The organism is Phyllobacterium sp. TAF24 (assembly GCF_052113785.1).
Lineage (GTDB): Bacteria > Pseudomonadota > Alphaproteobacteria > Rhizobiales > Rhizobiaceae > Phyllobacterium.
The window spans coordinates 47,212-73,104 of the sequence record NZ_JBFRDN010000004.1; the positions used below are offsets into that span (position 1 = coordinate 47,212).

The 25,893-nt window shown below is 54.3% G+C and carries 23 protein-coding genes; 18 read left to right on the forward strand and 5 right to left on the reverse strand.

Features of this window, described 5'->3' with window-relative positions:
• The first annotated feature begins 445 nt into the window (after positions 1-445).
• The 11 genes from AB4Y96_RS05040 (at position 446) to AB4Y96_RS05090 (ending at position 14,302) form a co-directional block, all read left to right on the forward strand.
• Complete coding sequence (locus tag AB4Y96_RS05040) at positions 446-1,933, forward strand: carboxypeptidase M32 (RefSeq protein WP_441916105.1); 1,488 nt, start codon at positions 446-448, stop codon at positions 1,931-1,933.
• Between the two features lie 185 nt (positions 1,934-2,118).
• On the forward strand, positions 2,119-3,147 hold the full coding sequence (locus AB4Y96_RS05045) for a substrate-binding domain-containing protein (protein WP_441916107.1): 1,029 nt from the start codon (positions 2,119-2,121) through the stop codon (positions 3,145-3,147).
• Positions 3,148-3,213: 66 nt separating this feature from the next.
• Entirely contained in the window at positions 3,214-4,761 is a 1,548-nt protein-coding gene (locus AB4Y96_RS05050) for a sugar ABC transporter ATP-binding protein (protein WP_441916109.1), read from the forward strand.
• A gap of 25 nt (positions 4,762-4,786) precedes the next feature.
• Positions 4,787-5,776 (forward strand): ABC transporter permease, encoded by a 990-nt coding sequence (locus AB4Y96_RS05055; protein WP_441916110.1) that lies wholly within the window; start codon positions 4,787-4,789, stop codon positions 5,774-5,776.
• Between the two features lie 2 nt (positions 5,777-5,778).
• Complete coding sequence (locus AB4Y96_RS05060; protein WP_441916111.1) at positions 5,779-6,783, forward strand: sugar-binding transcriptional regulator; 1,005 nt, start codon at positions 5,779-5,781, stop codon at positions 6,781-6,783.
• Positions 6,780-7,775, forward strand: coding sequence for an aldo/keto reductase (locus AB4Y96_RS05065; protein WP_441916112.1), 996 nt, complete (start codon positions 6,780-6,782; stop codon positions 7,773-7,775). Before AB4Y96_RS05060 ends, AB4Y96_RS05065 begins: the two co-directional genes overlap by 4 nt.
• 12 nt (positions 7,776-7,787) lie before the next feature.
• The gene (locus AB4Y96_RS05070; protein ID WP_441916113.1) at positions 7,788-9,524 is read left to right on the forward strand and encodes an FAD-dependent oxidoreductase; all 1,737 of its coding nucleotides are present in this window, start codon (positions 7,788-7,790) and stop codon (positions 9,522-9,524) included.
• Complete coding sequence (locus tag AB4Y96_RS05075; RefSeq protein WP_441916114.1) at positions 9,508-10,350, forward strand: class I fructose-bisphosphate aldolase; 843 nt, start codon at positions 9,508-9,510, stop codon at positions 10,348-10,350. Before AB4Y96_RS05070 ends, AB4Y96_RS05075 begins: the two co-directional genes overlap by 17 nt.
• A gap of 32 nt (positions 10,351-10,382) precedes the next feature.
• Positions 10,383-11,912: an FGGY-family carbohydrate kinase gene (locus tag AB4Y96_RS05080; RefSeq protein ID WP_441916115.1), complete on the forward strand. Its 1,530-nt coding sequence runs from the start codon at positions 10,383-10,385 to the stop codon at positions 11,910-11,912.
• Positions 11,909-13,534, forward strand: coding sequence for a GMC family oxidoreductase (locus AB4Y96_RS05085; protein WP_441916116.1), 1,626 nt, complete (start codon positions 11,909-11,911; stop codon positions 13,532-13,534). The genes AB4Y96_RS05080 and AB4Y96_RS05085 overlap by 4 nt, the downstream gene beginning before the upstream one ends.
• A gap of 90 nt (positions 13,535-13,624) precedes the next feature.
• Entirely contained in the window at positions 13,625-14,302 is a 678-nt protein-coding gene (locus tag AB4Y96_RS05090; RefSeq protein WP_441916117.1) for a DUF2161 domain-containing phosphodiesterase, read from the forward strand.
• 18 nt (positions 14,303-14,320) lie between these two features.
• Here the strand turns inward: AB4Y96_RS05090 and AB4Y96_RS05095 are convergent, their stop codons facing one another.
• Positions 14,321-15,154 (reverse strand): NAD(P)H-dependent oxidoreductase, encoded by an 834-nt coding sequence (locus AB4Y96_RS05095; protein ID WP_441916118.1) that lies wholly within the window; start codon positions 15,152-15,154, stop codon positions 14,321-14,323.
• Between the two features lie 87 nt (positions 15,155-15,241).
• Between AB4Y96_RS05095 and AB4Y96_RS05100 the strand changes: the two genes are divergently transcribed.
• Both AB4Y96_RS05100 and AB4Y96_RS05105 read left to right on the forward strand, forming a co-directional pair.
• Positions 15,242-16,156 (forward strand): LysR family transcriptional regulator, encoded by a 915-nt coding sequence (locus AB4Y96_RS05100; RefSeq protein WP_091882496.1) that lies wholly within the window; start codon positions 15,242-15,244, stop codon positions 16,154-16,156.
• A gap of 138 nt (positions 16,157-16,294) precedes the next feature.
• The gene (locus AB4Y96_RS05105) at positions 16,295-16,819 is read left to right on the forward strand and encodes a DUF1003 domain-containing protein (RefSeq protein WP_441916119.1); all 525 of its coding nucleotides are present in this window, start codon (positions 16,295-16,297) and stop codon (positions 16,817-16,819) included.
• Between the two features lie 53 nt (positions 16,820-16,872).
• On the opposite strand, the gene AB4Y96_RS05110 is transcribed toward AB4Y96_RS05105, so the two are convergent.
• Complete coding sequence (locus AB4Y96_RS05110) at positions 16,873-17,244, reverse strand: hypothetical protein (protein WP_441916120.1); 372 nt, start codon at positions 17,242-17,244, stop codon at positions 16,873-16,875.
• Between the two features lie 252 nt (positions 17,245-17,496).
• Positions 17,497-18,186: a GntR family transcriptional regulator gene (locus AB4Y96_RS05115; RefSeq protein ID WP_244518403.1), complete on the reverse strand. Its 690-nt coding sequence runs from the start codon at positions 18,184-18,186 to the stop codon at positions 17,497-17,499.
• A 375-nt stretch (positions 18,187-18,561) separates the two neighbouring features.
• Here AB4Y96_RS05115 and AB4Y96_RS05120 point away from each other — a divergent pair, with 375 nt between their 5' ends.
• Positions 18,562-19,707, forward strand: coding sequence for a helix-turn-helix transcriptional regulator (locus AB4Y96_RS05120; protein ID WP_091882503.1), 1,146 nt, complete (start codon positions 18,562-18,564; stop codon positions 19,705-19,707).
• Between the two features lie 83 nt (positions 19,708-19,790).
• Here the strand turns inward: AB4Y96_RS05120 and AB4Y96_RS05125 are convergent, their stop codons facing one another.
• On the reverse strand, positions 19,791-20,906 hold the full coding sequence (locus AB4Y96_RS05125) for a branched-chain amino acid ABC transporter substrate-binding protein (RefSeq protein ID WP_441916121.1): 1,116 nt from the start codon (positions 20,904-20,906) through the stop codon (positions 19,791-19,793).
• A gap of 325 nt (positions 20,907-21,231) precedes the next feature.
• Here AB4Y96_RS05125 and AB4Y96_RS05130 point away from each other — a divergent pair, with 325 nt between their 5' ends.
• The 3 genes from AB4Y96_RS05130 (at position 21,232) to AB4Y96_RS05140 (ending at position 23,783) form a co-directional block, all read left to right on the forward strand.
• Entirely contained in the window at positions 21,232-21,474 is a 243-nt protein-coding gene (locus AB4Y96_RS05130; RefSeq protein ID WP_441916122.1) for a YciI family protein, read from the forward strand.
• Positions 21,475-21,574: 100 nt separating this feature from the next.
• Positions 21,575-22,120, forward strand: a complete 546-nt coding sequence (locus AB4Y96_RS05135; protein ID WP_441916123.1) for a hypothetical protein — start codon at positions 21,575-21,577, stop codon at positions 22,118-22,120.
• A 208-nt stretch (positions 22,121-22,328) separates the two neighbouring features.
• Positions 22,329-23,783 (forward strand): DHA2 family efflux MFS transporter permease subunit, encoded by a 1,455-nt coding sequence (locus AB4Y96_RS05140; protein ID WP_441916124.1) that lies wholly within the window; start codon positions 22,329-22,331, stop codon positions 23,781-23,783.
• Positions 23,784-23,877: 94 nt separating this feature from the next.
• Here AB4Y96_RS05140 and AB4Y96_RS05145 read toward each other — a convergent pair whose 3' ends face one another.
• Positions 23,878-24,267, reverse strand: a complete 390-nt coding sequence (locus AB4Y96_RS05145) for a nuclear transport factor 2 family protein (RefSeq protein ID WP_441916125.1) — start codon at positions 24,265-24,267, stop codon at positions 23,878-23,880.
• Positions 24,268-24,631: 364 nt separating this feature from the next.
• On the opposite strand from AB4Y96_RS05145, the gene pepT reads away from it, so the two are divergent.
• Entirely contained in the window at positions 24,632-25,864 is a 1,233-nt protein-coding gene (pepT, locus tag AB4Y96_RS05150) for a peptidase T (RefSeq protein ID WP_441916126.1), read from the forward strand.
• Positions 25,865-25,893: the final 29 nt, after the last annotated feature.

The window sequence follows — 25,893 nt, forward strand, 5'->3', positions numbered from 1 at the left end:
TCGTAACTGTGAACGAACGGAAGTTGACCCATTCCGCCCGAGGTAACTTTACCTGACCGGCAATTCATGGTCGAAAAAACCAACAGTCAATATCTGCAACTATCAACAATCGTAACTAATTATGTCAGTATAAAATCACTGGACGCGTGACAAACAGTTGATTGGAATGAACAACAAATATTGCTGGCGGAAATAGGCTGAAAACTCTCACTTTTATCGAAAAACGCTTCAAATTTTGAAGTAAATTTCAATCATATATACCTAATATATTGGTCGCATAATTTATATACATTCCCTGCCTTCACCTTTCGTATAATGGCGTTGTTTGCAAATTCTCAGAGGAATCGGTCATTGCCTTGCTGCCCGATTCAATCTTGCGCTCCCCGACGAATTGAAGTCCTCTCTGGCCCTGCTTTGAATCGGGAATCGCCCAGAGGGGAATAGAATGTCCTTCCAGAAAATCGATGAACTTGGCCACAAACTTGAGGCTTTGGAACACGCACTTGCGATCCTTGGCGCTGATGAGGCGACCCATATGGCCGTTGGTGGGGGCGAGAAGCGTGCTGAAGCCATGAGCACACTTGCCGGCATGTACCATCGTCAGGCGTCAGCGCCCGAGATTGCAGACTGGATTGCTGCCGCAGAAGCTGAACCGCTCAGTGAGGAGCAGGAGACGGCTGTCAAAGAGTTCAAGCGGAACTATACCAATCTGACCTGCCTACCGGCCGAGTTTGTCGAGCGGCAGATGAATACACGAATTCGCTGTGAGCAGTTGTGGCGCGATCTGCGTGCCAAAAACGATTGGTCGGGATTTCTACCGGCACTTGAGGGCGTCGTTACACTGGCGCGCGAAGAAGCAGCCATGCGATCCGAAGTGCTTGGTCTTGGTCTCTATGACGCGATGATTGAACAGCACGATCCGGGCAACCGCACYGCCGAGATCTCGCCGGTATTTGCCGAACTGAAAAACTTCCTGAAGGATTTCGTTCCCGAAGCGCTTGCCGTGCAGGAGGAACGTCTGGCAAAACATCCGCTCAAACCACTGTCGGGCGTTTATTCCATCGACAAGCAGCGCGAGCTTGGCCTTGCCATGATGGCAGCGGTTGGTTTCGACCTTTCACACGGCAGCCTGTCCATATCGCACCATCCGTTCTGTGGCGGCGTACCGAGTGATGTTCGTATCACGACCCGTTACAGGACAACGGAGTTCCTCTCCTCACTCATGGGTGTGCTGCATGAAACAGGCCATGCGCTCTATGAACAGAATCTTCCCAAGCAATGGGCCCATTGGCCCGTGGGAAAAGCCCGCGGCATGGCGGTGCATGAAAGCCAGAGCCTGTTTGTCGAAAAGCAGCTTGGGCGCAATCCAGCATTTTGGCATTGGGCACTGCCTATTGTCGAAAAGCATCTGGGTGAAACATGGTCGATCGATGACATCATTCCCCATGTGCATCGGGTAGAGCGTGGGCTCATTCGAGTTGATGCCGATGAAGTCACCTACCCGCTGCATGTGATCCTGCGTTACGAACTGGAACAGGATCTGATTCAAGGCCGGCTTGAGGCGGTTGATTTGCCGGAAGCGTGGGACGCAAAGATGCGCGAATATCTTGGTCTTTCCACGATAGATAATCCTGCCGATGGGCCCATGCAGGATGTGCATTGGGCTGGTGGTGCATTCGGCTATTTCCCCTCCTACACACTTGGCGCAATGATGGCTGCGCAGCAATGGGCGGCACTGACAAAAGAGCATCCTGCAGCCGATGATGATATTGCCAGAGGTGACTTTACAGCTGTCAATCAATGGCGCCGCGATAATATCTGGTCGCAAGGCTCGCGCTGGTCCACGCCGGAACTGCTCCGGCGCGCCACCGGCGAAAAGCTCAACGCGGACCATTTCATCGGGCATATACGCAAGCGATATGGAGCAGCATAAACAGGACAATGGCGGAGTATCGTGAATTATAATTCATTGAATGAATTATATTGACACCCCCTTTGCAATGCGCTTAGTTACCCCTGCCAGCACTCGAGGAGGATTGCTGGCCTTCATAAGGAACAGCGGTCGCCATTCAAGGCGCCACACACCAATGGGAGGGGCTTCGGCCTCGAGGAGGACACTTGCGCACTTTTTTGGGCACGACCGCCATGGCGGTCCTTGCGACCACACTTTTTGCATCACCAGCCAGCGCGGAAACGGAAAATCCCTTTCGCTGTAAGCCCGGCGAAAAATACGTCATGAACGTAATGGTTTCCGGCGTTGAATACTGGTTCCCCGTCTATGAAATGTTCAAACAGGCGGGCAAACAACTGGGCTGTGAGACCGCTTATACCGGCACACCTGAATATGACGTCAATAAGCAGATTGCCAGTTTTGATCAGGCACTGGCACAGAACCCGGCCGGTATTCTTGTTCATCCAATGAATTCCGATCCTTTCATCGAGCCGATCAACCGTGCCGTTGATCAGGGTACAGCCGTTGTCACCTTTGCTGCGGACTCGCCGCTTTCCAAGCGGATTTCCTTCATCACATCAGACAACAAGCGCGAAGGCATTTATGCCGCCGACGCGATCGCCACCAAGCTGGGTGGAAAAGGCGAATACGCCGTTCTTGAAAATCCGGGACAGGATAATCACGACCGGCGCGTTACAGCCTTTGTTGACCGGATGAAGGAGAAATGGCCTGACATGAAACTGGTCGGCAGAGCAGCATCCAATCAGGACCCGACCAAAGCTTACCAAGGCCTGATGAGTATTGCTCAAGCCAACCCCAATCTGGCTGCTGTCTTCATGCCGGAGGCAAATTCGGCGATTGGTGCGGCGCAAGCCAACAAGGAAAGCGGCGGCAAGATTCTCGTCATGTGCGCCGACGTCAATGCCAATATTCTGGATATGATCAAGGCCGGTCAGGTCTTCGGTTCGATCAATCCAAATCAGGGCATGCAGGGCTATATGGGCTTCATGCTTCTGTGGTTCGCCAAGCATCCGGAACTGATCGATCCGATGAACGATGCGAAGCGTGCTGGTTCCAACCCGATGAGCATCCCCTTTGTCGACAATGGCCTGTCCATTGTGACAGCTGACAATGCGGATGACTTCTTCTGGGACAAATACCTGAAGCGCCGCGGCACCAAGGGTATCGACGAGTAAGGTTCGTCGTCAGCTATCCAGACCGGCAAGGTCTGGGTAGCCTTGGAAACAACGGGGGAAAGCGCGATGTCACAGGAACCGGTTTTGAGTATCCGCGATATCACCAAGCATTTTGGTGCGGTGAAAGCGCTGACAAATGTCGATTTTGCTTTGGCGAAAGGCGAGATTCACGCGCTTTGCGGCGAGAATGGCGCTGGCAAATCCACCCTTATGAATATTCTGGCCGGAGTGCTTCAGCCTGATGACGGGGAAATCCTGCTTGACGGCAAGCCTCAGAAGATTTCGTCCCCTTCTGTGGCACAATCCCTTGGCATTGGGCTTGTGCATCAGGAGATCGCACTTTGCCCCGATGCAAGCGTTGCCGAAAACATTTTTATGGCGACAACCAGTCGCCGCCGGTCTTTTCTGATGAATTACCGCAAGCTGGAACGCGACGCACAAAAGGTCATGAACAGGCTTGCATCCATCGATGTTCGCCAGAAGGTCGGTGATCTGACAATTTCCAGCCAGCAATTGGTGGAGATTGCCAAGGCACTCACACTCGATTGCCGGGTGCTGATCTTTGACGAGCCGACTGCTGCATTAACCGAGGCCGAAACGCGCATACTCTTTGAGATCATACGCGAGTTGAAGACCCATGGTATTTCCATCATCTATATCAGCCACCGGATGGCAGAAATCTTCAGCCTCTGCGACCGGGTCACGGTCCTGCGCGATGGGCGCTATGTCTCCACTGAAAATATCGCTGACGTAACACCGGATGATGTGGTGCGCCGCATGGTTGGGCGCGAGATCACGCAGCTTTATCCGCCAAAGCAGGAGAAAGCCGCGCGCTCGGATGAGACAATCTTGTCGGTTCGCAATCTTGGCGACAGAAACCGGTTTGGCAATGTGTCCTTCGATCTGGCTAAGGGTGAAATCCTTGGCATTGGCGGGTTGATCGGCTCTGGACGCACGGAGATCGCCGAGGGCATTTGCGGACTGCGCACGATCACCGAGGGTGAGGTACGCCTGCACAATAAGCCGCAAAGCATTCGAAACTATGCGGACGCGGTAAAAGCGGGAATTGTCTATCTCTCGGAGGACCGGAAGGGTTCAGGCGTTTTCCTTGATTTGTCGATTGCCCAGAACATTTCAGTCCTCAATCTGAAAGCCGTAACCGGTCATCTGGGCCTGATCGATGCAAAGGCCGAGGGGCAGCTTGCTCGCGATTTCGCGCAGCGGCTTGGCGTGCGCATGAGCCATGTAGACATGCCGGTATCATCGCTCAGCGGTGGCAATCAGCAGAAAGTCGCCATTGCCAAGCAGCTTGCGGTGCAGCCCAAGGTCATCCTGATGGATGAACCGACGCGCGGCATTGACGTTGGCGCAAAATCGGAAATCCATCTTCTGCTGCGCGAGCTTGCGCGTTCAGGCATCGGCATCATCGTTATTTCCTCCGAACTTCCCGAATTGCTTGGCCTGTGTGACCGGGTGCTGGTCATTCGCGAGGGCGCCGTAGCAGGCGAGCTTGGCAGTGAGGAGATGAGCGAAGAAGCAATTATCCGGCTCGCATCGGGCCTGAAACAGACACAAGACGGGCAAACAACGCATGCATCAGAACATGCAGCCTGAAGAGAAGACAGTGGGAGATACACCAATGGCAGTCGATACGATGATGGCAAAGGATATGCGGGGTTCGCCCTGGAAGAAATTGGGATCGATGCGCGAAGCAGGCCTGATCGCCATCATCCTCGCCCTTTGCATTGCCATGAGTTTCGTCTCTCCGCACTTTTTGACGCTCGGCAACTTCCGCGCCATGCTGATGAGTTTTTCGGTGGAGGGTATTGTCGTTGTCGGTATGACCATCCTTCTGATCGTCGGCGGCATCGATCTTGCCGTTGGGTCGGTTGTCTGCTTCGCCATGGTGCTGTCAGGCACGCTGTTCCTCGCCGGGCTTGACCCATGGATAGCCTCGCTCATTGGTATTATTGCCAGCGGGCTGATTGGCGGTGTCATGGGATTCTTTGTAACGGTGGTGGGTCTCAATCACTTCATCACGTCGCTGGCGGGCATGGTGATCGTGCGCGGCCTCTGCCTGATCATCACCAAGGGAACGCCGCTTTCGCTCTTCACATTGCCACCAGCATTCAAAGCCGTGGGTCAAGGTTCCTTCCATGGCGTGCCCTATGTCATTCTCATCTTCTTTGCGGTTGTCGTCCTCTTCGATTTTCTGCTTCGGCGCGCGACTGCTCTGCGTAAGGTTTTCTATACGGGCAGCAATGAAAAGGCTGCTCTCTATTCCGGCATCCGGACAAAACAGGTGAAGTTCTGGGTGACGGTTCTTTGTTCGACGCTCGCTGGTTTTGCCGGTGTTATCTACATGTCGCGCTTTGGAGCAGCGACGCCCACATTCGGGGTTGGCATGGAGCTCAATATTATTGCGGCAGCGGTCATTGGCGGTGCCTCGCTCAACGGAGGATCTGGCACAATTCTCGGCGCCATCCTTGGCATAGCTTTGCTGTCCCTCGTCACCAGCTCTCTGGTTCTGCTTGATGTCTCCGTCTATTGGCAGGACATGATAAAAGGCTGCATTCTTTTGGCCGCAGTCTCCATCGACCATTTCCTGCATAAGCGGAAGGCCTCCTGATCATGGCACTTATCAAATTCAACCAGAAACATGTGGCACCACGCGAGGAAATCGTCATTGCGCGGCAGATGCATCAGGCACTCGTCCTGCATTTTCTGGAAGGACTGACGCAAGCGCAGATTGCCGAGCAGCTCGGGATTTCCCAGCCGACGGTCAACCGTCTGATCAAGCGGGGCCGCCAGCTTGGCCTTGTCGAGATCAAGATCAAATCGCCGGTTGAGCCTCTTGTTGATATGGAAGAGCAATTGCTGGCGCTTGGCGGCATCAGCCGGGCAATTGTTGTACCAACCGTATCAGACAACCCGCAAACGGCCCTTCAGGCGGTGGGTGAAGCGGCTGCACGCCTGCTGCTCGAAGAGATCACCGATGGCGATACGATCTGCATTACCGGTGGCAAGGGCGTCAGCGCCGTGGTTGCCGGGTTGCAGGCGCCGCGCCGTTTTGATGTCGAGGTAATCCCGGCAACTGGCTGTGTTCAGGGCAAGCACTATACCGACGTGAATCATGTCTCGACCCTGATGGCTGACAAGCTCGGCGGGCGCGCTTACCAGATTCATGCGCCGCTCTTTGCCGACAGTTCCGCCGAGCGTGCCATGCTGATCAATATGCGTTCGGTTGCTGATGTTTTTAAACGGGCACGCGAAGCGAAAATCGCCGTGGTGGGTATTGGTTCCATCCTGTCGGATGACTCGAGCTATTATGACCTGCATCCCTCTTCCAGCACGGATCGCAAGGCTATTGAGCATTCCGGTGCGCGCAGCGAATTGCTCGCTCACCTGCTTGATGATCGCGGACAGGTCTGTGACTACAGCCTGAACGGGTCGCTGGTTTCGCTGACGCTTGAGGAATTTGCATCCATTCCAACCAAAATTGGCGTGGCAAGCGGGCAAAACAAGGCGCGGCCAATCCTGAGTATTATGCGGGGTAATCACTTGGATACGCTGGTGACAGACGAAGCGACGGGGCAACGCATTCTTGATATTGCCGCTGAAGGAGGACGGATATGAGCAACGAACAACTGACGCGGGCCATTGGCAAGTCAGACGTGCAGGCATCGGCCGTTGGGCTCGGAACCTGGGCCATCGGCGGCTGGATGTGGGGCGGCACGGATGAGCAGGAGTCGATTGCCGCCATTCAGGCTTCACTGGATGCTGGCGTGACACTCATCGACACGGCCCCCGCCTACGGGCTGGGACGATCAGAGGAGATTGTTGGCAAGGCACTAAAAGGTCGCCGCGACAAGGCAGTCATTGCCACCAAATGCGGCCTTGTCTGGCATACCCAAAAAGGCACGCACTTTTTCGATCAGGACGGCAAGCCGGTTCATCGGTATCTCGGTCGCGATGCCATCTTTCATGAAATCGAGGCAAGCCTGAAGCGTCTTGGCACTGACTATATCGATCTCTACATCACCCATTGGCAGGACCCGACCACACCAATCGAGGAAACCGTGCGGGCGCTGGAAGATTTGCGCAAGGCCGGAAAAATCCGGGCCATTGGTGCAAGCAATGTCAATCTTGCCGAATTGAACGCCTATATCGGAACCGGTTTTCTGGACGCGATACAGGAGCGGTTCAGCATGATTGACCGCGAACTCGAGACCGACTTGTTACCAACAACGCGAAAAGCTGGTGTTGCAACGCTGAGCTATTCATCACTGGCACTGGGGCTACTCTCCGGGACCATTGATCCGGACCGTGTTTTCTCTGGTGACGATCAGCGAAAAGACAATCCGCGCTTTTCCGTCGGCAACCGGTTGAAGGCAAAGCAATTTGCCGATGCCATCCGTCCCGTTGCGGACAAGCATGGTGCCAGTATCGCTCAGATCGTGATTGCCTGGACACTGGCCCAACCGGGCGTGACCTTTGCGCTGTGCGGGGCGCGCAATCCCGATCAGGCGCTTGACAATGCGCGGGCTGGAACAATCCGGCTCGATACCGGAGACCTATCGGCCATTGACGCGGCCATCGCAGTGAAACTGGCAGACATGGACAGGTAAACAGGCTGCATCATGAACCGTGAAGAGATATTTGACGGACTTCGTCGGAGTCCGAAGGTGGACGTGTGCGTTGTCGGTGGCGGTATCAACGGCATCAGCGTGTTCCGCGAACTGGCCTTGCAGGGCGTCAACGTGCTGCTTGTGGAGAAACATGACTATTGCTCCGGCGCGAGCGCAGCCCTGTCACGTATGGTGCATGGCGGCCTGCGTTATCTCGAAAATGGCGAATTCAGTCTGGTGCGCGAGTCTCTCGTTGAGCGTGATCGCTTGTTGCGCAACGCGCCTCACCTTGTTGCGCCATTGCCGACAACGGTTCCGGTCTTTGATATTTTCTCCGGCCTTGCCAATGGCATTGTCCGGTTTCTGGGCTTGAGCCGCAGACCAAGTCGGCGCGGCGCTATTGCAGTCAAAGCTGGCTTGAGCATTTACGACTTTCTGACGCGCAAGCGCGCATTGATGCCGCGCCATAGGTTTCGCGGACGGCAGGCAACACTTGCCAAATGGCCAGCGCTTAATCCTGCTATCAAAAGCTCGGCCACCTATCACGATGCCTGGGTCAAACATCCAGAGCGTATCGGGATTGAGCTGCTGCAGGATGGTTTGTCAGCCGGGAACCATGCATATGCGCTAAATTATGCCGAGCTTAGGCGAACCGACCAGGGCGGTTTTGTCGTGCAAGACCATATCGCAGGTACGACGATGTCAATCGATCCCGCTTTCATCATCAATGCGACGGGTGGCTGGATCGACATCGCAAATACCGCCCTGCTCCCCAAAGCGGCACCGTCCACCTCATTGATGGGAGGCACGAAAGGCTCGCATCTGATCATCGATAATGCCGAACTCGCCGCCGCCCTAGACGGTCACATGATCTATTACGAGAATGAGGACGGGCGCATCTGCATCCTCTTTCCCTATCTCGGCAAAGTTCTGGTTGGTTCGACCGATATCCGCGTCGATGATCCGGAGAGCGTTTATTGCGAACCTGACGAGCGGGATTACATCCTGCAATCGCTTGCCTTCGTGCTGCCTGATATTCGCATTCATCCGGAGGAAATCGTTTTCCAGTTTTCAGGCGTTCGTCCACTCCCCGCAAGCAAGGATAATTTCACAGGCCGCATCCCGCGCGACCACTATTGCACGATTGTTGAAGCCGGTGAAAATGAACCGCCGGTGCTGTGCATGATCGGTGGCAAATGGACGACCTTTCGCTCCTTCGGTGAACTCGCAGCCGACATGACATTGGAACGGCTGAAGCGGATACGGCAAGTAACAACCACAGCGCGCGCCATCGGCGGCGGACGGGAATTCCCGGATAATATAAGTGAATGGATTGCTCGCCGGTCATCTGCCACGGGCGTTTCCCAGAAACGGATGATCGAACTGTTTGAACGCTATGGCACCGATGCGGAAGCTGTGGCGCGCTTTATTGCCGAGAGTCCTGATAAAGCTATGCCCCACGCCGGATATTCGGTTCGGGAAATGCTGTTTCTCATCCTCAATGAAGCCGTCGAACACCTTGACGACCTTCTGCTGAGGCGCACCACTTTGGCCATCAGCGGCCAACTGTCGCTCGACATGGCGCAAGCAGCGCTCGATCTGCTTGCACACGAAAGAGATTGGGCGCCAGCACGCCGAACGGCGGAGCTGAACCGCTCCCTCAAGCTTCTCGCCGAACGCCATGGCGTCGGCATCGACACACTCACCGCACGCAATGAACAAGGAATACACTATGCGACACAATCATAAGGTTCGTATGAACCGCCTATTTGGTGCCGGACGCTGCCTCGATGTGGCAATCGATCATGGCGTTTGCAACGAACCATCCTTTTTGAACGGCCTTGAGGATATGGAAGGCGTGGTGCGTGCACTGGTAGCGGCTGGCCCAGATGCCATTCAGATGAATTATGGTCAGGCTGATCTTTTGCAGAATGTGCCCGGCAAGGATAAGCCCGCCCTTGTCATGCGTATCGACATGGGAAATCCCTATAATTCCATCCGTCATCGCGATATGTGGGCCGTCCTGCAAAATGAGGCCGAGCCACTGATCGGTGCAATTGCGATGGATGCGGCCTGCGTTGTCGTCAATCTCTTCATGCTTCCCGATGAGCCAGACCTGTTCCGCCAGTGCGTCCAAAACATTGCCCGCGTGCGGGCTGATTGCGACAAATATGGTATGCCGCTGATGATCGAACCGCTTGTCATGCAGCCGGTGACAGAACGCGGCGGCTATATGGTGGATGGTGATGTGGACAAGATCGTCACGCTGACCCGCCTTGCCCGCGAGATGGGCGCTGATATCATCAAGGCGGACCCTACGACATCAGCGGAAGATTTTCATCGGGTGGTGGAGGCCGCACGCTGTCCGGTTCTCGTGCGGGGCGGCGGGAAGGAGGACCTGCGTATCGTCTTCGAAAAGTCGTCGGCTTTGATGCAGCAGGGTGCCGTTGGCATGGTTTACGGGCGGAACATCTATCAGCACGCTAACCCGAGCGCCGTGGTACGCGGGTTGATGGCCATTATCCATGACAATGCCAGCGGCGAGCAAGCCTACGCGCTCTACCAGCAGAGCTGAGAATAAAACAAGAACCTGAGGAGGGGTTCCGTATGGGAGAGTATCTATTGGGTCTTGATGCTGGCAACACCATCATCAAGGCGATCATCTTCGGCCGGCATGGCAATGAAATTGCATCGGCGGCTGAGGAAGGGCACAGCAACATGCCCTACCCCGGCCATGTTGAGCGCGGGCTGGACGAACTCTGGACCAATGCCCGAACGGTCATTCAAAGATGCATCAACGAGGCCGGAATAGATCCCGAGCAGATTGCTGCAATCGGCTGTGCCGGACACGGCAATGGACTGTACACACTCGACCGCGCGGGCAAACCCCTGCTCGCCATCCAGTCTCTCGACACACGCGCAGCCGATCTGGTGGAAGAATGGCAGGCGCAGGGTGTCGGCGACCGCACCTATCCGATTGGCTTACAGCGGCCATGGCCATCGCAGACGCCGACGCTCCTCGCCTGGATCAAGCGCCACCGGCCCGAAACATTTGGGAAAATTGGCACGGTCTTTCTGTGCAAGGATTTCATCGTCAACCGATTGACTGGTAAACGGGTGAGCGAGATGTCCGATATGGCTGGATGTGGCCTCTTGAACGTCGCAGAGCGCCGTTATGATCAGGAACTCATGACCGCATTCGGGCTTGGTGAGTGCATGGATCTTTTGCCAAAACTCATTGAAAGCGCCGATATAGCCGGAACAGTGACGCAGCAAGCTGCGGAAGCGACGGGTCTCGCCGCCGGAACGCCAGTTATTGGCGGGCTTTTCGATGTGATCGCTTCGGCGATTGGCTCGGGCGTAACCCGAACAGGTGCAGCCTCAATCATCGCCGGTACATGGAGCATCAATCAGGTGGTTGTCGATACGCCTCGCCTTGAAGAACCGTTCTTCATGTCATCGACCTTTGATCGCGAGCGTTATATGGCAATCGAGTCGAGCGCGACATCGGCGGCCAACCTTGAATGGCTCGTACGCGAGTTTTTCCATGGCGAACAGCCGGACGGGCGCTCGCCATTCGATGTCTGCTGTGAACTGGCATCAGCGATAGAACCAGCCGCGAACGACCCGATCTATCATCCATTCCTTTACGGAGCCCAGCAGGACGGCAATGCCCGGGCAGGTTTTTATGGTGTTGCCGGATGGCACACCAAAGGCCATCTGATCCGCGCTTTGCTGGAAGGCGTGGCATTTGGCCACCGCCAGCATATCGAAACATTGCGATCAGCGGGTGCCAATTTTGACGAAGCGGTACTGTCAGGCGGCGGTTCACGCAGCCTGTTCTGGCCACAGATTTTCGCTGATGTGCTGGGTGTCCCCGTCACAGTCGCGCGGTCAAGCCAGACCGGGGCACTCGGTGCAGCGATAGCGGCGGGCACGGCCGTCGGCATATTCGCTGACTTTGAGGCTGGTGCCAGTGCGATGGTTAGCGCCGATCGCCATTATCGACCCGACGCAACAAGGGCGGTTCACTATGCCCGCCGCTATCAGCTCTACCGGGATATTGCCGATGCAATGGCCCCGATCTGGAAGCGTATGGCGGCGCATGAACCTGCAGCGACCGGAGTAGCCGCGTGAACCGGAGGCACAGTCAAACGACAGTAGATGAAGGCGTCTATGACTTTATCATTATTGGAGCGGGGTCAGCGGGTTGCGTGCTCGCCAACCGGCTGTCGGCAAACCCGAAGAATCGCGTTCTCCTGCTCGAAGCAGGTGGCAGTGATCGATATCACTGGATTCATGTGCCCATCGGTTATCTCTATTGCATGGGTAATCCTCGAACCGACTGGATGATGAAAACCAACGCGGAAACCGGCCTCAACGGACGCTCGCTTCCCTACCCGCGCGGCAAGGTGCTTGGCGGCTGTTCGTCCATCAATGGCATGATCTACATGCGCGGACAGGCAGCCGATTATGATGGCTGGCGGCAGGCCGGTAATACCGGCTGGGGTTGGGATGATGTACTTCCCTACTTCGTGAAATCCGAAGACAATTATCGTGGCTCGTCTTCCATGCACGGCAGGGGCCGTGAGTGGCGCGTGGAACAGCAACGCCTTTCATGGCCCATTCTTGATGCGTTCCGCGATGCAGCGGAAGAGCTTGGTATCAAGAAGACCGATGATTTCAACTCAGGCGATAATGAAGGATCAGGGTATTTTGAAGTCAATCAGCGTGGCGGTGTTCGTTGGAACACAACGAAGGCGTTCCTTCGCCCGGCTCTGAAGCGGCCAAATCTTCGCGTATTGACGGGTGCGGAGGTCCAAAAGCTGGAATTCACCGGCAAGCGCGCAACAGCTATCCGCTACCAAAGGGACGGGCGGCTTTGCAGGGCAACGGCTGCCGGGGAAATCATCCTGTCAGCCGGTGCGATCAACTCACCCAAAATTCTCGAACTCTCAGGAATTGGCAATCCCGAAATACTCAAGGAAGCGGGACTTGAGCCCCTCCACGACCTTCCCGGTGTTGGCGAGAATTTGCAGGATCACCTGCAGATACGCACGGTTTTCCGCATTGAAGGTGCGAAGACACTGAATCAGCTTTACCATAACCTTTTCACACGAGCAGGTATGGGATTGGAGTATATTCTTCGTCGATCCGGTCCCCTCTCCATGGCACCGAGCCAGCTCGGTATTTTTGCCAAGAGCGACCCAGCATTGCTGACGCCAGATCTTGAATATCATGTCCAGCCACTCAGCACCGATCGGCTTGGTGAACCGCTGCACCGCTATCCCGCTGTGACGGTTTCAGTGTGCAATCTGCGCCCGGAAAGCCGCGGTACGGTACATATCTGCGGACGAGATGCAGGTGAGCAACCTCATATCAGGCCAAACTATCTGTCCACTACCGGTGATAGGCTGCTCGCTGCCGGATCGATCCGCCATGCGCGCAATCTCATGGCGACTAGGACTCTGGAGAGATATCAGCCGATTGAGATGCTACCGGGTACGCAATATCAAAGCGATGACGAGTTGATCCACCGCGCCGGAGATATTGCCACAACGATTTTTCATCCCGTGGGTACGTGCAAGATGGGCAATGACAACAGGTCTGTCGTTGGCCATGACTTGCGGGTGCATGGGCTCGAAGGACTACGCGTTGTCGATGCCTCCATCATGCCGACAATTGTCTCCGGTAACACAAACTCGCCTGTCATCATGATCGCAGAAAAGGCTGCCGATCTTATTCTGGAACGGCGCTGAAAGCGTCAAAATTTGTCTGTGAAGAATTGGGACATAGAGACAATCTCCCGCGAATAACTGTAAACTGCCGACCAAGACAAAGGACATGATTTGGAAACGGCGCTTTACCTTCCCATCAAAGGCTTCCTCGAAGAGGCCGGTTATGACGTAAAGGGCGAAATCGTTGGCTGTGACATCGTCGCACTTTCCGACGGCGAGCCACCGCTCGTTGTCATTTGCGAACTAAAACTCAGTTTCAATCTTGAACTTATTTTACAGGCTGTCGACCGCGCCATGGCAAGCGATGAAGTCTGGATTGCAGCTCGGGTTTCAGCCAAGGGGAAAGGACGCGAAAGTGATCGCCGTTTTCGTAACCTCTGCCGCCGCCTCGGCTTTGGCATGCTTGGCGTTGCCGATAACGACGTCGTCAGCGTCATTGTGAGCCCCGAAGCGCCGATGCCTCGAAAGAATGCGCGTAAACGATCACGTCTTGTCAGGGAACATCAGCGACGCAAGGGAGATCCGACGTTAGGCGGCGGAACGCGCAAACCCATTATGACGGCCTATCGTCAGCGCGCCCTTGCCTGTGCTCAGGCTTTGCAACAGGGTCAATTGCGCCCACGCGATTTGCGTGACACGGCGCCAGATGCGGCAAAGATTCTGCTGACGAATGTTTACGGCTGGTTCGAGCGTGTCGATCGCGGCGTTTACGCATTGACAGAGCTGGGTATCGAAGCTCTCAAACGTTGGCCGCCGCGACCGGTGAGCGAAGTCAATCTGCCCGAATAGTACGAACTTACTATAGGCTTATGCCTGTTCTAGTTCCGGCACGGTACTGTCGAGAACCTGCTCGGGATCTCCCGGCTGCACCAGGTGGATGTTCGCACCACTTGTTCCCGCGCCCAATCCCGGTTTCAGAACCTGCTGACCATCATAATGCCCGCCATTCTGGGTGCGGAACGGGATAGGTTGCTCGTTGAACAGGTTCGCAATGCGGAGCTTATATGCTTCGGCTATCACTGGCCAATCGGCTTCGGAGAGCCTGTTGCTCTGGTAAATTGTAAAGGGCGGCAGCACGTCCATACCCGGATAGAAAAGCATTCCGTGCTGGATAGGCCAGAGAATATCCTCAATCCGTCCGTTTACACCGCGCTCGCTGTAGTGCGGTTCCCGGCCGCCAATCGTGACGGCAAGCATAGCTCGTCGCCCGCTAAGAGTGCCTTCGCCATAACGATCTCCCCATCGCTCGCCACCATGGGCACCGATGCCATAGGCAAAGCCAAAGGCGAAAACCCGATCAACCCAGCCTTTCAAAATGGCGGGCATACCAAACCACCATAGCGGGAAACTGAACAGCACGGCGTCCGCCCATAACAGCTTTTGCTGCTCGGCAGCGATGTCAGGAGACTGGGTGCCTGATGCAAGAGCATGGCGAGACTCCGCGATATAGTTCAGGCGATCAGGCTTGGCCTCCTCAAGAAAATCCTGCCGGTCCGCGATAGCCTTCCAGCCCATGGCATAGAGATCGGATACCTGCACTTCGTGCCCCTGCGCAATGAGGGTTTCGACAGCCAGATCTTTCAGAGCGCTGGTCAGCGATTTCGGTTCGGGATGCGCGTGAATAATTAGAACATTGCTCATTGGCTTACTCCTGATTTCAATGAACTTTATGTGGCCCAGACTCTGCCATTCTTGAAATCGAAGTTTTAATGTGCTGGTATAATTTATATGGATATCAACCGTCTAGACCTGAACCTCCTCGTTACTCTGGATACGCTGCTTGCCGAGCGGAACGTCACCCGTGCAGCCAAGCGGCTGAACCTCAGTCAACCGGCTCTATCGGCGCGACTTGCCCGGTTGCGGGATATTCTGGGGGACCAGCTGTTATTACCGGTTCAGCGCGGCATGGTGCCCACCCAGCGTGCGCTGGAGTTGCAGACGCCATTGCATGAGGCACTGGAAAGTGTTCGGCGGGTTGTTGCGGAAGGCGCTTCATTCGAACCATCTACCGCCGTCGCCACGATATCCATCGTCGCCAGCGATTACGTGCAATATTCCATATTGATGCTTCTTGCCGACGCATTACGCACGGAAGCGCCGGGAGTGAGGATCGCCTGGCGATCCATTGAAGCGTCGCAACTTATACCGCCGATGGAACGCGGCGAAGTTGATCTGGCGCTCATCACGCCCGATTTCGCGCCGGAACAGCTACGCATGAGAAAACTCTATCGCGAACGCTATGTTGCCATTGTCCGCACTGACCATCCAATCGTGCGGGGAAGCATCGATCTGGATATTTTTTGCGCACTTGATCATGTCATTGTCTCGCCGCAGGGCGGCGGCTTCACCGGACCGACGGATGAAGCTCTTGAAGCTGTCGGGCGCAACCGGCGTGTTGTCCTGTCCACGCCGGGGTTTCTTATGGTGCCGGAACTGATTGAGCGGTCGGATATGATCGCGCTGGTTCCCTACCGAATAGCGCGGGATCGCTCGCAGCGGCTGCAAATATTGGAGCCGCCCCTGATCGTTCCGGGCTTCAATATAGCGATGGTCTGGCACGACAGGACGACGACGCATCCCGTGCAACGCTGGCTGCGGGAGAAGATCGCGGCAATTGCGACCGGCGATCCCGGCCCCGCGTGATAACGGCGCGCAAGGCAAACTGGTCCCGCGTCTTACCGCCCTTCACGCTTTAGTTAAACTTTATCCCTTTGTGCTAAATCCCATTGCAGCAAGATTATTTGATCCGCTCCGTCAGGACGGTCTAAGAGGTGTGATGTAATGACAGAAACCGAACCGGAAAAACGAGCCCTCGGCGACAGCGATCGAAAGCTCTTGAGTCACTTGAGAATACACCGGCGAAAAAACCGCGATCTCAAGCCTGCCAAACTGGCACCCAATCTAACTCCGGGTCAGAGGATAGCCGATCAGGTTGCCGCAACCATGGGGTCGTGGCCCTTCATCATCATTCAGACGTTAATATTGTTTGTCTGGGTTGTGTTGAATGTAACCGCATATGTACAGCGTTGGGACCCCTACCCGTTCATTCTCCTCAACCTCGCCCTTTCCTTTCAGGCAGCCTATGCGGCACCGTTCATCATGATGAGCCAGAACCGCCAACAGGATATAGATCGGAGAGATGCGGAAAATGATTACAAGATCAATATCAAAGCTGAACTTGAGATCGAATTGCTGCACGAGAAGATGGAGCTTCTGCACCAGAAGATCGATTTTCTAAGAGAAAAGGAAGTGCTGTCTCTCATAGAGGAAGTCCGGCGTCTCTGCGATCAAAGAGCCGGTAAATAGCTATAGCACGAACAGGATGCGTGCAGCCATGCAAGCATGGCTGCACTGCGGGGTCACGCGTCCCGGGAAAATACGATTGCCGTAAAAAGCAGAACCCCGGCAAGCACGATGAATGACCCGATGCCAACCAACGCGTCCATTGCAGGGTTACCCAGCGCCATCAAATAGAGTCCGACAATCATGACAACAACGCCAATCGTGTAGATGGCAAATTGTATTATCGGCAGTCTGCCGCTTGCCTTTGCCGGATTGAGCGCAAAATAACTCCCGAATATGGCGCAACTGACCCAGCCAAGCAGGTTGAGATGAGCATGGGCCGGATAGGCGCTATGATCACCTGATATGCCCATATGCAGGCCCATGATGATGCCAGCTAAAAAGAGGATCGTTGCGGTCTTGAAATAGAGGTGTGAAATCCGTGGCATGATGCGCTCTCTTGTTGTGCTGCCGCACCGCGAAAATGATATCGCGGGTGGCGAGCCTGTTTTGTTGACCGAGGCAATGCATCCCTCTTCCCTCAGGAAATATGATGCGCCTCTTCGTCATATGTGCTGTCTTTGCCCGAGAGCGACGGGGTGTGAACAGTTGTCATTTGACAGCCAGTTGCGCGGCAAATAAGCCTGTTTGGTTGGATCGCGGTATCCTAGATCAAACGGAGAGATATCTGAAACTCGCCGTCATCGGGCCGCCGCTTCTGACAGGTTCTTGACGGAACCAATGAGTTTGTGGCGCCCGTCCTGAAGGTGTTCCGTCAATTTCTGTACTGCGAGCAATTCATCGCCCTGACGGCACGCCGTTATAATTCCCCTATGTCCAGTGTTCGAAATACTTCGAAAATCGATATTTGACATGAAGATGCGAACATAGCGGTCAGCGGCACCATGCTGGGCTTCAATAAGCGACAGCAGCCGTGTGTTGTGGCATGGATTGTACAGCGTCATGTGAAACGCCAGATTCAACGTGCCCCAAAGGCTGATACTGGGCTCTTCGTCAATCTGGTCCTGTATGCGTTCCGCTTGATCCAAAATCTCTGTGGTCAAAAAGGGAAAGGCCAGACGCAATGCTGCGCTTTCAAGCAACTCCCGCACCGTAAAAATCTCGCTTATTTCCACCGCATCCATCTGCGCGACGAAAGCACCACGAGTCGGATGAATGGAAACCAATCCCTCCGCCTCCAGCAATCGCAATGCATCACGAACAGGCATACGGCTGACACCAAATCGTGATGCCAGATCGTCCTGCCGCAAAGCCGCACCTGATGAAATCGTACCTTTGACGATAGCTTCGCGCAAAGTGTTGGCAACTTGGTCTGCCGCCGTCTGCGGCTTCTTCATCTCACTGCCGAACAGCTTGTCCAACGGACTCATTTCACCCCCTTATACTTTTCATCTGGACATGCCTGAGAGGGCTATTGAATGTCAACTCACGAACTTGTATACGAGTATCCCAAATTAAGCCGGTACAGAAAATGACGGAACTCCAGACGGCCTTGTTCCTCCGGGCCATTCAAGTTTCATCTCCATCAATGCTGATTTCGCAGACTTAAAAGGTTCAAGCATGTCACCTCGCTCGTTCAGACCATCGCGACCCGAAAAGATCGCGAGGACTGGGCGAATCGAGAATCTCGGTATCCATATTCACAATAGATTTGACCGTTCGCCGCGCTGTTCAGCGAATTCGTAGCTTCCAGCATTTGCGAAATTGACGACGCAGCGAGCGGTCGGGATCAGAAGGAATTGAGAATGATTGAAACATCCCTAGCGCAGATTACTGGGCTGATCGGCCAGATTTATCTGGCCGCCTTCGATCCAACGCAATGGACGCCAGCCATTCAGTCAACACGCCAACTGCTCAACAGTTCGGCCGTATGCCTCACCAATCACGCCAACAACGGAACAGCAACCTGGTCGTTCAATACCGATCAGGATGAGGGTTACTTTCGCAAATACGTCGAAGAACACACCCAGACAAATCCCTACGTGACCTCGCTATCGGCAGGACCATTACATCGCATCGTCGCTGACAGAAATCTTTTCGATGTGGATACGTTCCGGCGCAGCACCTTCTGGAACGAATGGATGAAGCCGCAGGATATGTATGATGGCTTATGCTGCAAACTTAACCACACGGCGACGGGCCTTACATTCGTCGACATCAGGCGTGGCCCCAACCAGCCATCTTTCGAAAACAGCGAAGCCGAACTTTTTGCGCTTCTTACTCCACACTTCGAACGGGCAAGCCAGATCAATGAACAGATGCGGCTTGCCAATGCCTTGACGGCAACCTTCTCCCGCCTGCCCTTTGGCGCGGTGGTGGTGGATGCGGATCTGCGCATTCTCGAAATGAATGACCCGGCCGGAGTGCTGCTTGATACGGGCCATGCTGAGCTGACGCGGCGTAATGGCTTTCTGACGGTCCAATCCCAGTCATTGCGTCAGTTGAAAAAGCTGGTTGCTGAAGCATGTGGCCTTCACATGAACGGCGTCGTCGGCTCAGGTGGTCGTGTCATTATTGAATCCTCCACGGATGCCGGGCAGGTGGCCGATTATGTGCTGGAAATTGCACCCGTGTTTGATTCACCCTTTGCCGGATTGACGAGCGGTCGCTGCGCCATTGTCATCATCAAGAAGATCGACATGGGTAATCCTGATGGTTTCGATGAGCAGATCAGGGCAATCTTTAAACTGACACCGTCGGAATCCCGATTGGCTGCGCTGCTCGCCAGCGGCTTTTCCCTGAAGGACGCCGCGATAGAAACAGGCCTGAAGAACAGTACGGCTCGCGCTTATCTCGAGCGCCTGTTCCACAAGACCGGGACCCATCAGCAAAGTCAGCTGGTGGCCTTGCTCAAGAATGCTGCGCCTGTCCTGCTGAAGAATGGGCATTAGAACAGGAATTTAACGGCTTGCGGAAAAAAGATGCCCGGTCAATCGACCGGGCATCACCTCGCGTCGCTTGGGAAGATCGCCGCTTATTGTGGAACGTAGGTGTAAGCCCCGTCCTTGTTCTTTTTCCATTCATACATGATGTAACCCGGCAGCTTTGGATCACCCTTGTCATCAAAGGCGATCTCTCCCAAAACCGACTTGAACGGTCCTTTGGTCTTCAGGGTCTTGGCAACAGTTTCCGGATCATTGGACTTGGCAGCTGTTGCGGCTGCAGCAAGAACCTGAGCCGCCGCATAGGAATACAGCGTATAGGCTTCAGGTTCAAAGCCAGAGGTACGGAACTTTTCGACAATCTTCTTATTGGCAGGATTGGTGCGCGGATCAGGGCCGAATGTGTTCAGTGTTCCCGCCACGGCATCGCCCGCAATCGCAGCCAGTTCGGTGTTTGCAATGCCATCACCTGATATAAATGTAACCTTCAGGCCCTGATCAGCCAATTGGCGAATGATCAAACCGCCTTCCGTATGCAGCCCACCCCAGTAAAGGACGCTGACCCCCGCCTGTTTGGCTTTGGAGATAAGCGCAGAAAAATCCTTGTCGCCAACATTCACACCTTCATAAAGGGTTGTCTTGATCCCTTTGCCTTCCAGCATCTTCCGGGTTTCATCGGCAAGCCCCTGACCATAGGGCGTCTTGTCGTGGATAACAGCAATTTTCGAATTCTTGAAATGCTTGGCAATATATTCGCCAGCGATACCACCCTGCTGATCATCACGCCCGCAGGTGCGGAATGTGTTCCAAAGGCCGCGCTCGGTGAACACAGGGTTGGTCGCGCCGGGCGTGATTTCAACAATGCCATTTTCCGCGTAGACTTCGGATGCCGGAATGGAAACACCGGAATTATAGTGGCCAATCACATATTTGACGCCGTCAGCAACAAACTTGTTGGCTACTGAGACACCCTGTTTTGCATCGGAAACATCATCGCCGAGCACAAGTTTGACCTTTTCGCCGTTGATGCCTCCGGCAGCATTGATCTCGGCAATAGCGGCTTCGGCCCCTTTTTGGATCTGCGCACCGACAGCAGCATTTGGACCAGTCAGAGGAGCACCGATACCGACCAAAAGATCCGCATATGCCGTTCCGCCCAACACCAACATTGCGGCGCCCGCAACACCCGACAGTAATGACGTCTTCATCTTGAACTCCAGATTCAATGTTAATAATTGGCTGATCTGGCAAGGTTTTGCCCGGCAACCATTTCGTCATCCGCGCTCTTTCGACGGCGCAGCGAGAATGGCTAACTTTTTACAATTGCGGTGAGTTCTGAACAGTTGGCATATGCCATCCATATGATTATTCGGCTTGGCCTATAGGATAGACTCAACCACAAGGGTCCCGTTCCGATACGGTAATTTTTTTCAGCATTGTCATATGACAACTGTTCAGAATCTATGATTTACCTAAAACGTTCGCTTGGCATTGTTTGAGATCAAGCTCAGGCTCTAGCAAAGAGGTTCGAACATGAAGCATTTTCTGGTCGAAGGTGAACACCTCATCGCCTCTGAAGAGCTTTTTTCTTTGCTCCCGCAACATATCGAGTTTCTGCAGAAAGGGCATGATGATGGCTTTTTGCTATTCTCTGGTCCCGATATTGCAGCTCGCGGCGGCATTGTAGTAGCGCGGGCAAAGACCCTGCCCGAGCTGGAACAGTTTCTTTCCGATGAGCCATTCACCAAAGCAAAGATGATGCGCTCAACAAGATAATGGAGTTCAACCCGGCCATAAGTCAGTTAAGTCTGAAAGAGTGGTTTGCCGGGATTTGAATAGGCGGTTCTAACGGCTGTCATGCGAAAGGGATAAATTCATGTTCTTGAGACCAAGTGGCTGGAGTTATGAAACAGGTGCTACTGGCGGCATCGGTATAGCCGAATTGGCTATCTCGGGCGGGACTGTCGTCCTGAACGATCCCTCAGGAACACAAAAAGACTTTTGGTATGGTGGTCTGGGTGCTGGCATCGGCGTGGGAGCCAGATTTGGCAAGCACAGGGTGCCGCCATTGTTGATTAAAAAAACTGCGGTCGCAGGAGCTGGATCGATAAAAGCCTTTCCGAGTGGCGGAAAAATCTACATGACTGATGCGTTCAAAGGTAGCGAATTGGCAGAGTCCGACATTAAGGGCGGTACTCTTTATTTTGATGCTGGATTCGGGTTGGGGGTAGGCATCGGTGGAACGATGATGATACTGGGTATGGAAGCGCTGCCTATGATCAATAGCATCGTTAATCCGTTGGCGGGATTTTTAGGGGAAGATGCCATCCGGAACGCACCGGCGGTCCTTGTCATGGCAGGCGTCAATCTGGGTCCGCAAGCCGGGGCTGGCATCGCCGCCCTGGTCGGTTGTCTACGCTAGTTAGCGCAGCTTCCTTCCATCTTATCCAGGATATGGGGTGGCAGCATGTGTCAGCATGCCCACTCCCTTTTCATGTGACGATGTTATAATAGTTCATCACATCTGTCATAATCACATATGACAATTCATCATTGGGGAAATATATCCGTCGCTTGGCGATTTCGGCTATTGAAACTATCCCTGTTCAAATTCCAGCTAAGGCAAGATCATGACAGATGAATCCTCGACTTATTCCGGCACATCGTCGGATACACCTGCTGTGGAAGATCATAGTGCGCGTAACAAGCTCGTCATCGCTCTACTTTTAGTATCGGCGTTTGTCGTTATTCTCAACGAAACGATCATGGTTGTCGCACTACCACACCTGATGTCCGACCTTGGCATTACCGCCAGCGCCGCCCAATGGCTCACGACAGCTTTCATGCTCACAATGGCTGTTGTCATCCCTGTTACCGGCTATCTGCTGCAACGTCTCAATACACGTCCTGTGTTCATTCTTGCCATGTCCTTGTTCAGTGCCGGCACACTGATTTCAGCGCTTGCGCCGGGTTTCGCCGAGCTTGTCGTCGGGCGTATTGTTCAAGCATCAGGCACAGCGATCATGATGCCGCTGCTTATGACAACGGTGATGAACCTTGTACCGCCGGAAACGCGCGGCAAAACCATGGGAAACATCTCGATTGTCATTTCGGTTGCACCGGCAATCGGGCCGACAATCTCAGGTTTGATCCTGTCAGCACTCGACTGGCGTTGGCTGTTCCTTCTGGTGCTGCCCATCGCACTTGGCGCGCTGGCACTGGGTGCGTCGCGGATAAAGAACGTTACAGTACCCACGACGGCACCAATCGATGTCCTCTCCATATTCCTCTCTGCCATCGGCTTTGGCAGTTTTGTCTATGGTCTCAGTGGACTGGGTGAAGCTGCGCTTCATCCTCCGGTCGTCTCGCCTTGGATTCCGCTTCTGATCGGTGCAGCCGTGATCGCAATTTTTGTTTTGCGTCAGCTGCAGCTGCAAAAGCAGGATCGGGCACTTCTTGACCTGCGCACGCTGACGACAACAACATTCACGATTGCGGTGGTCATGATGGCCATCTTGATGATGTCGATGTTTGGCGTCTTCATTCTTCTGCCGATCTATCTGCAAAATGTACTGGGGCTTACCACTCTGCAAACCGGGCTTCTCTTGTTGCCGGGTGGGTTGATCATGGGTCTGTGTGCGCCAAAGGTCGGGAGCCTGTTTGATAAATACGGTCCAAAACCATTGGTTATTCCGGGTGCAATTCTGCTCAGTCTGGTAATGTGGGGACTGATCTTCGTGCAGCAGGATACGCCGTACTGGATGTTGCTAATCGCGCATATCGTGTTGAGCATTGGGCTTGCTTTGATGTTTACACCGCTGTTCACCGTCAGCCTGGGATCACTGCCACCCAGACTTTATTCCCATGGGAGTGCCATGATCGGCACCACCCAACAGGTTGCCGGTGCCGCTGGTACAGCACTGTTTGTTGCCATCATGACTTTGCGTGCAGCGAGTGTCAGCGCTGGCGGGGGCGATATCCTCGCCGCAACAACCGGCGGCATCAAAACGGCGTTTCTTTGCGGGGCGATCATTTCGCTTGGCGCGGTTCTGGCATCCTTCTTCGTCAAGAAGCCTGCGGCATAACCAACCGTTGATTGTCATGAGACGAACAAGCCCACGATTTAAATATCGTGGGCTTATTTTTTTGAAGAGCCACAACGGCAATCCGTCTGGCTTGTCACATGGTTATACGAGAGCAATGGGCTGCAATGATGGTCCAAGCGCCCGATGTGCGGCTCCAGACGCGCGTATAGGCCAATTTCTCCGAGAACTTTTCACCGTAATAGGCTCCGGCGACCCGCGCTCTCAATGAAACCAGTGCCGCATTGTCGAGCGGCTTGATGATACGGTCAAGAATCTCGATCTGTACGAGTTCCAGAACACCACTGCGGTAGACTTGAAGATCGTCTGCCTTGCTGGCACGGCGACCCTGATGATCAATGAAAATAAGATCGTCAGCCAGCAGCGTGTTCAACGCCTCGACATCGCCAGCAAGCATGGCAAGCCGCAGACGTTCCTCGCATTGTTCAATAACAGCTTCATGAATAGTGTCAGATGCGATTGTCATCGTGTTATCCCCTCCATATACCGCATCGGCCCGTGCCATGGAGGCTATGGACTGAACCGTAAAAGCAAAATCTATAGTCCTGTTCACCCGATACTCAATACCAAAGTGGACCGGACCTTTAGCAGGCCTCGGCGGAGGCCAACCCATAAAAAGCTAACCCATCATACCTGAACAAGGCATTAACCATAAAAACTCTCTGGAATAAACTCCGTTGCGACATTCCGTGCAGAGCCGGGAGATGCCACGCGCAATTCGGCTATATATTGCCCGGTGAAAAACACGCCAACAAATGAAAATCTATTCACGGCGACGGCGATAGACGCTACATCAGCGCATCATTCTCGTGCAAAGATTGGATCTGCCTATGACTGACACTGTCCTCGATCGCTTCCTCCGCTATGTGGTTATCGATACTCAATCGGACCCCAAGTCATCCGCGCAGCCCACCACCGAGAAGCAGAAGAATCTGGGACGGCTTCTGGTCGATGAATTGCTGGCAATCGGCTTGTCCGATGCGCATCTTGACGAGCACGGCTACGTCTACGCGACGATTCCCTCGAACGTTGACAAGCCGGTGCCGGTCATTTGCTTCTGCTCGCATATGGACACTGCGCCTGATTTCACCGGCACAAATGTCAAACCGCAAATCCTGCGCAATTACGCTGGCGGCGACATCCAGCTTTCAGGCGATCCGCAACAGGTCATCCGCGTCACCAACAATCCGGTGCTACGTGACCAGATCGGCAACGATATCATCACCACTGATGGGACAACGCTGCTGGGCGCCGACGATAAGGCAGGCGTTGCCGAGATCATGAGCATGGCCCAATTCCTGGTTGATAATCCTGATATCAAACACGGAACGATCAAGATCCTCTTCACTCCCGACGAAGAAGTCGGGCGCGGTGCAGATAAAGTTGACCTTGAAAAACTTGGCGCCCAGTTCGCCTATACGGTCGATGGTGAAACCGCCGGGCATATCGAAGACGAGACATTCTCGGCCGACGGTGTAGACGTCACCATTCAAGGTGTTGCCATCCACCCCGGCTTTGCCAAGGATAAAATGGAGAACGCGATCAAGATTGCTGGTGCGATCATCAATCGCTTGCCTAAAGATATTGCACCAGAGGCGACATCCGGCAGAGACGGTTTTATTCACCCAACCGGTGTGACCAGTTCGATGGAAAAGGCCGCTCTCAGTTTCATCATCAGGGATTTCAATGATGATGGGCTTGCTGCCAAGGAAGCCCTGATTGAGGCGATCGTGAAAGAGGTCATTGCTGAATATCCCGGCTCTTCCTACACCTTCAAGGTCACGCAGCAATATCGCAATATGAAAGTCATTCTCGACCAGCATCCGGAGATAGTCGAGAACGCACTTGAAGCGGTACGCCGGGCAGGAATGGAACCGGTGCGCGGCAGTATCCGGGGCGGCACAGACGGCTCCCGGCTGTCCTTCATGGGTTTGCCCTGCCCCAACATCTTTGCTGGCGGCCATGCCTTTCACTCACCACTCGAATGGGTCAGCAGGCAGGATATGGAAAGAGCCGTCAAGACACTCGTCGAGGTGGCGAAGATCTGGGAAGAGCGCGCCTGATTACCCTTTTTCGCAGGTTTTCCGCAGTA

Excerpts from the sequence above, each read along its gene's own strand:
- AB4Y96_RS05130 (WP_441916122.1), top strand. The coding sequence starts at position 21,232 with ATGAAGCATTTTCTGGTCGAAGGTGAACACCTCATCGCCTCTGAAGAG.
- AB4Y96_RS05125 (WP_441916121.1), bottom strand. The coding sequence starts at position 20,906 with ATGAAGACGTCATTACTGTCGGGTGTTGCGGGCGCCGCAATGTTGGTG.
- AB4Y96_RS05105 (WP_441916119.1), top strand. The coding sequence starts at position 16,295 with ATGACAGAAACCGAACCGGAAAAACGAGCCCTCGGCGACAGCGATCGA.
- pepT (WP_441916126.1), top strand. The coding sequence starts at position 24,632 with ATGACTGACACTGTCCTCGATCGCTTCCTCCGCTATGTGGTTATCGAT.
- AB4Y96_RS05135 (WP_441916123.1), top strand. The coding sequence starts at position 21,575 with ATGTTCTTGAGACCAAGTGGCTGGAGTTATGAAACAGGTGCTACTGGC.
- AB4Y96_RS05075 (WP_441916114.1), top strand. The coding sequence starts at position 9,508 with ATGCGACACAATCATAAGGTTCGTATGAACCGCCTATTTGGTGCCGGA.
- AB4Y96_RS05120 (WP_091882503.1), top strand. The coding sequence starts at position 18,562 with ATGATTGAAACATCCCTAGCGCAGATTACTGGGCTGATCGGCCAGATT.
- AB4Y96_RS05100 (WP_091882496.1), top strand. The coding sequence starts at position 15,242 with ATGGATATCAACCGTCTAGACCTGAACCTCCTCGTTACTCTGGATACG.
- AB4Y96_RS05140 (WP_441916124.1), top strand. The coding sequence starts at position 22,329 with ATGACAGATGAATCCTCGACTTATTCCGGCACATCGTCGGATACACCT.
- AB4Y96_RS05110 (WP_441916120.1), bottom strand. The coding sequence starts at position 17,244 with ATGCCACGGATTTCACACCTCTATTTCAAGACCGCAACGATCCTCTTT.
- AB4Y96_RS05050 (WP_441916109.1), top strand. The coding sequence starts at position 3,214 with ATGTCACAGGAACCGGTTTTGAGTATCCGCGATATCACCAAGCATTTT.
- AB4Y96_RS05095 (WP_441916118.1), bottom strand. The coding sequence starts at position 15,154 with ATGAGCAATGTTCTAATTATTCACGCGCATCCCGAACCGAAATCGCTG.
- AB4Y96_RS05055 (WP_441916110.1), top strand. The coding sequence starts at position 4,787 with ATGGCAGTCGATACGATGATGGCAAAGGATATGCGGGGTTCGCCCTGG.
- AB4Y96_RS05145 (WP_441916125.1), bottom strand. The coding sequence starts at position 24,267 with ATGACAATCGCATCTGACACTATTCATGAAGCTGTTATTGAACAATGC.
- AB4Y96_RS05080 (WP_441916115.1), top strand. The coding sequence starts at position 10,383 with ATGGGAGAGTATCTATTGGGTCTTGATGCTGGCAACACCATCATCAAG.
- AB4Y96_RS05070 (WP_441916113.1), top strand. The coding sequence starts at position 7,788 with ATGAACCGTGAAGAGATATTTGACGGACTTCGTCGGAGTCCGAAGGTG.
- AB4Y96_RS05065 (WP_441916112.1), top strand. The coding sequence starts at position 6,780 with ATGAGCAACGAACAACTGACGCGGGCCATTGGCAAGTCAGACGTGCAG.
- AB4Y96_RS05060 (WP_441916111.1), top strand. The coding sequence starts at position 5,779 with ATGGCACTTATCAAATTCAACCAGAAACATGTGGCACCACGCGAGGAA.
- AB4Y96_RS05115 (WP_244518403.1), bottom strand. The coding sequence starts at position 18,186 with ATGAGTCCGTTGGACAAGCTGTTCGGCAGTGAGATGAAGAAGCCGCAG.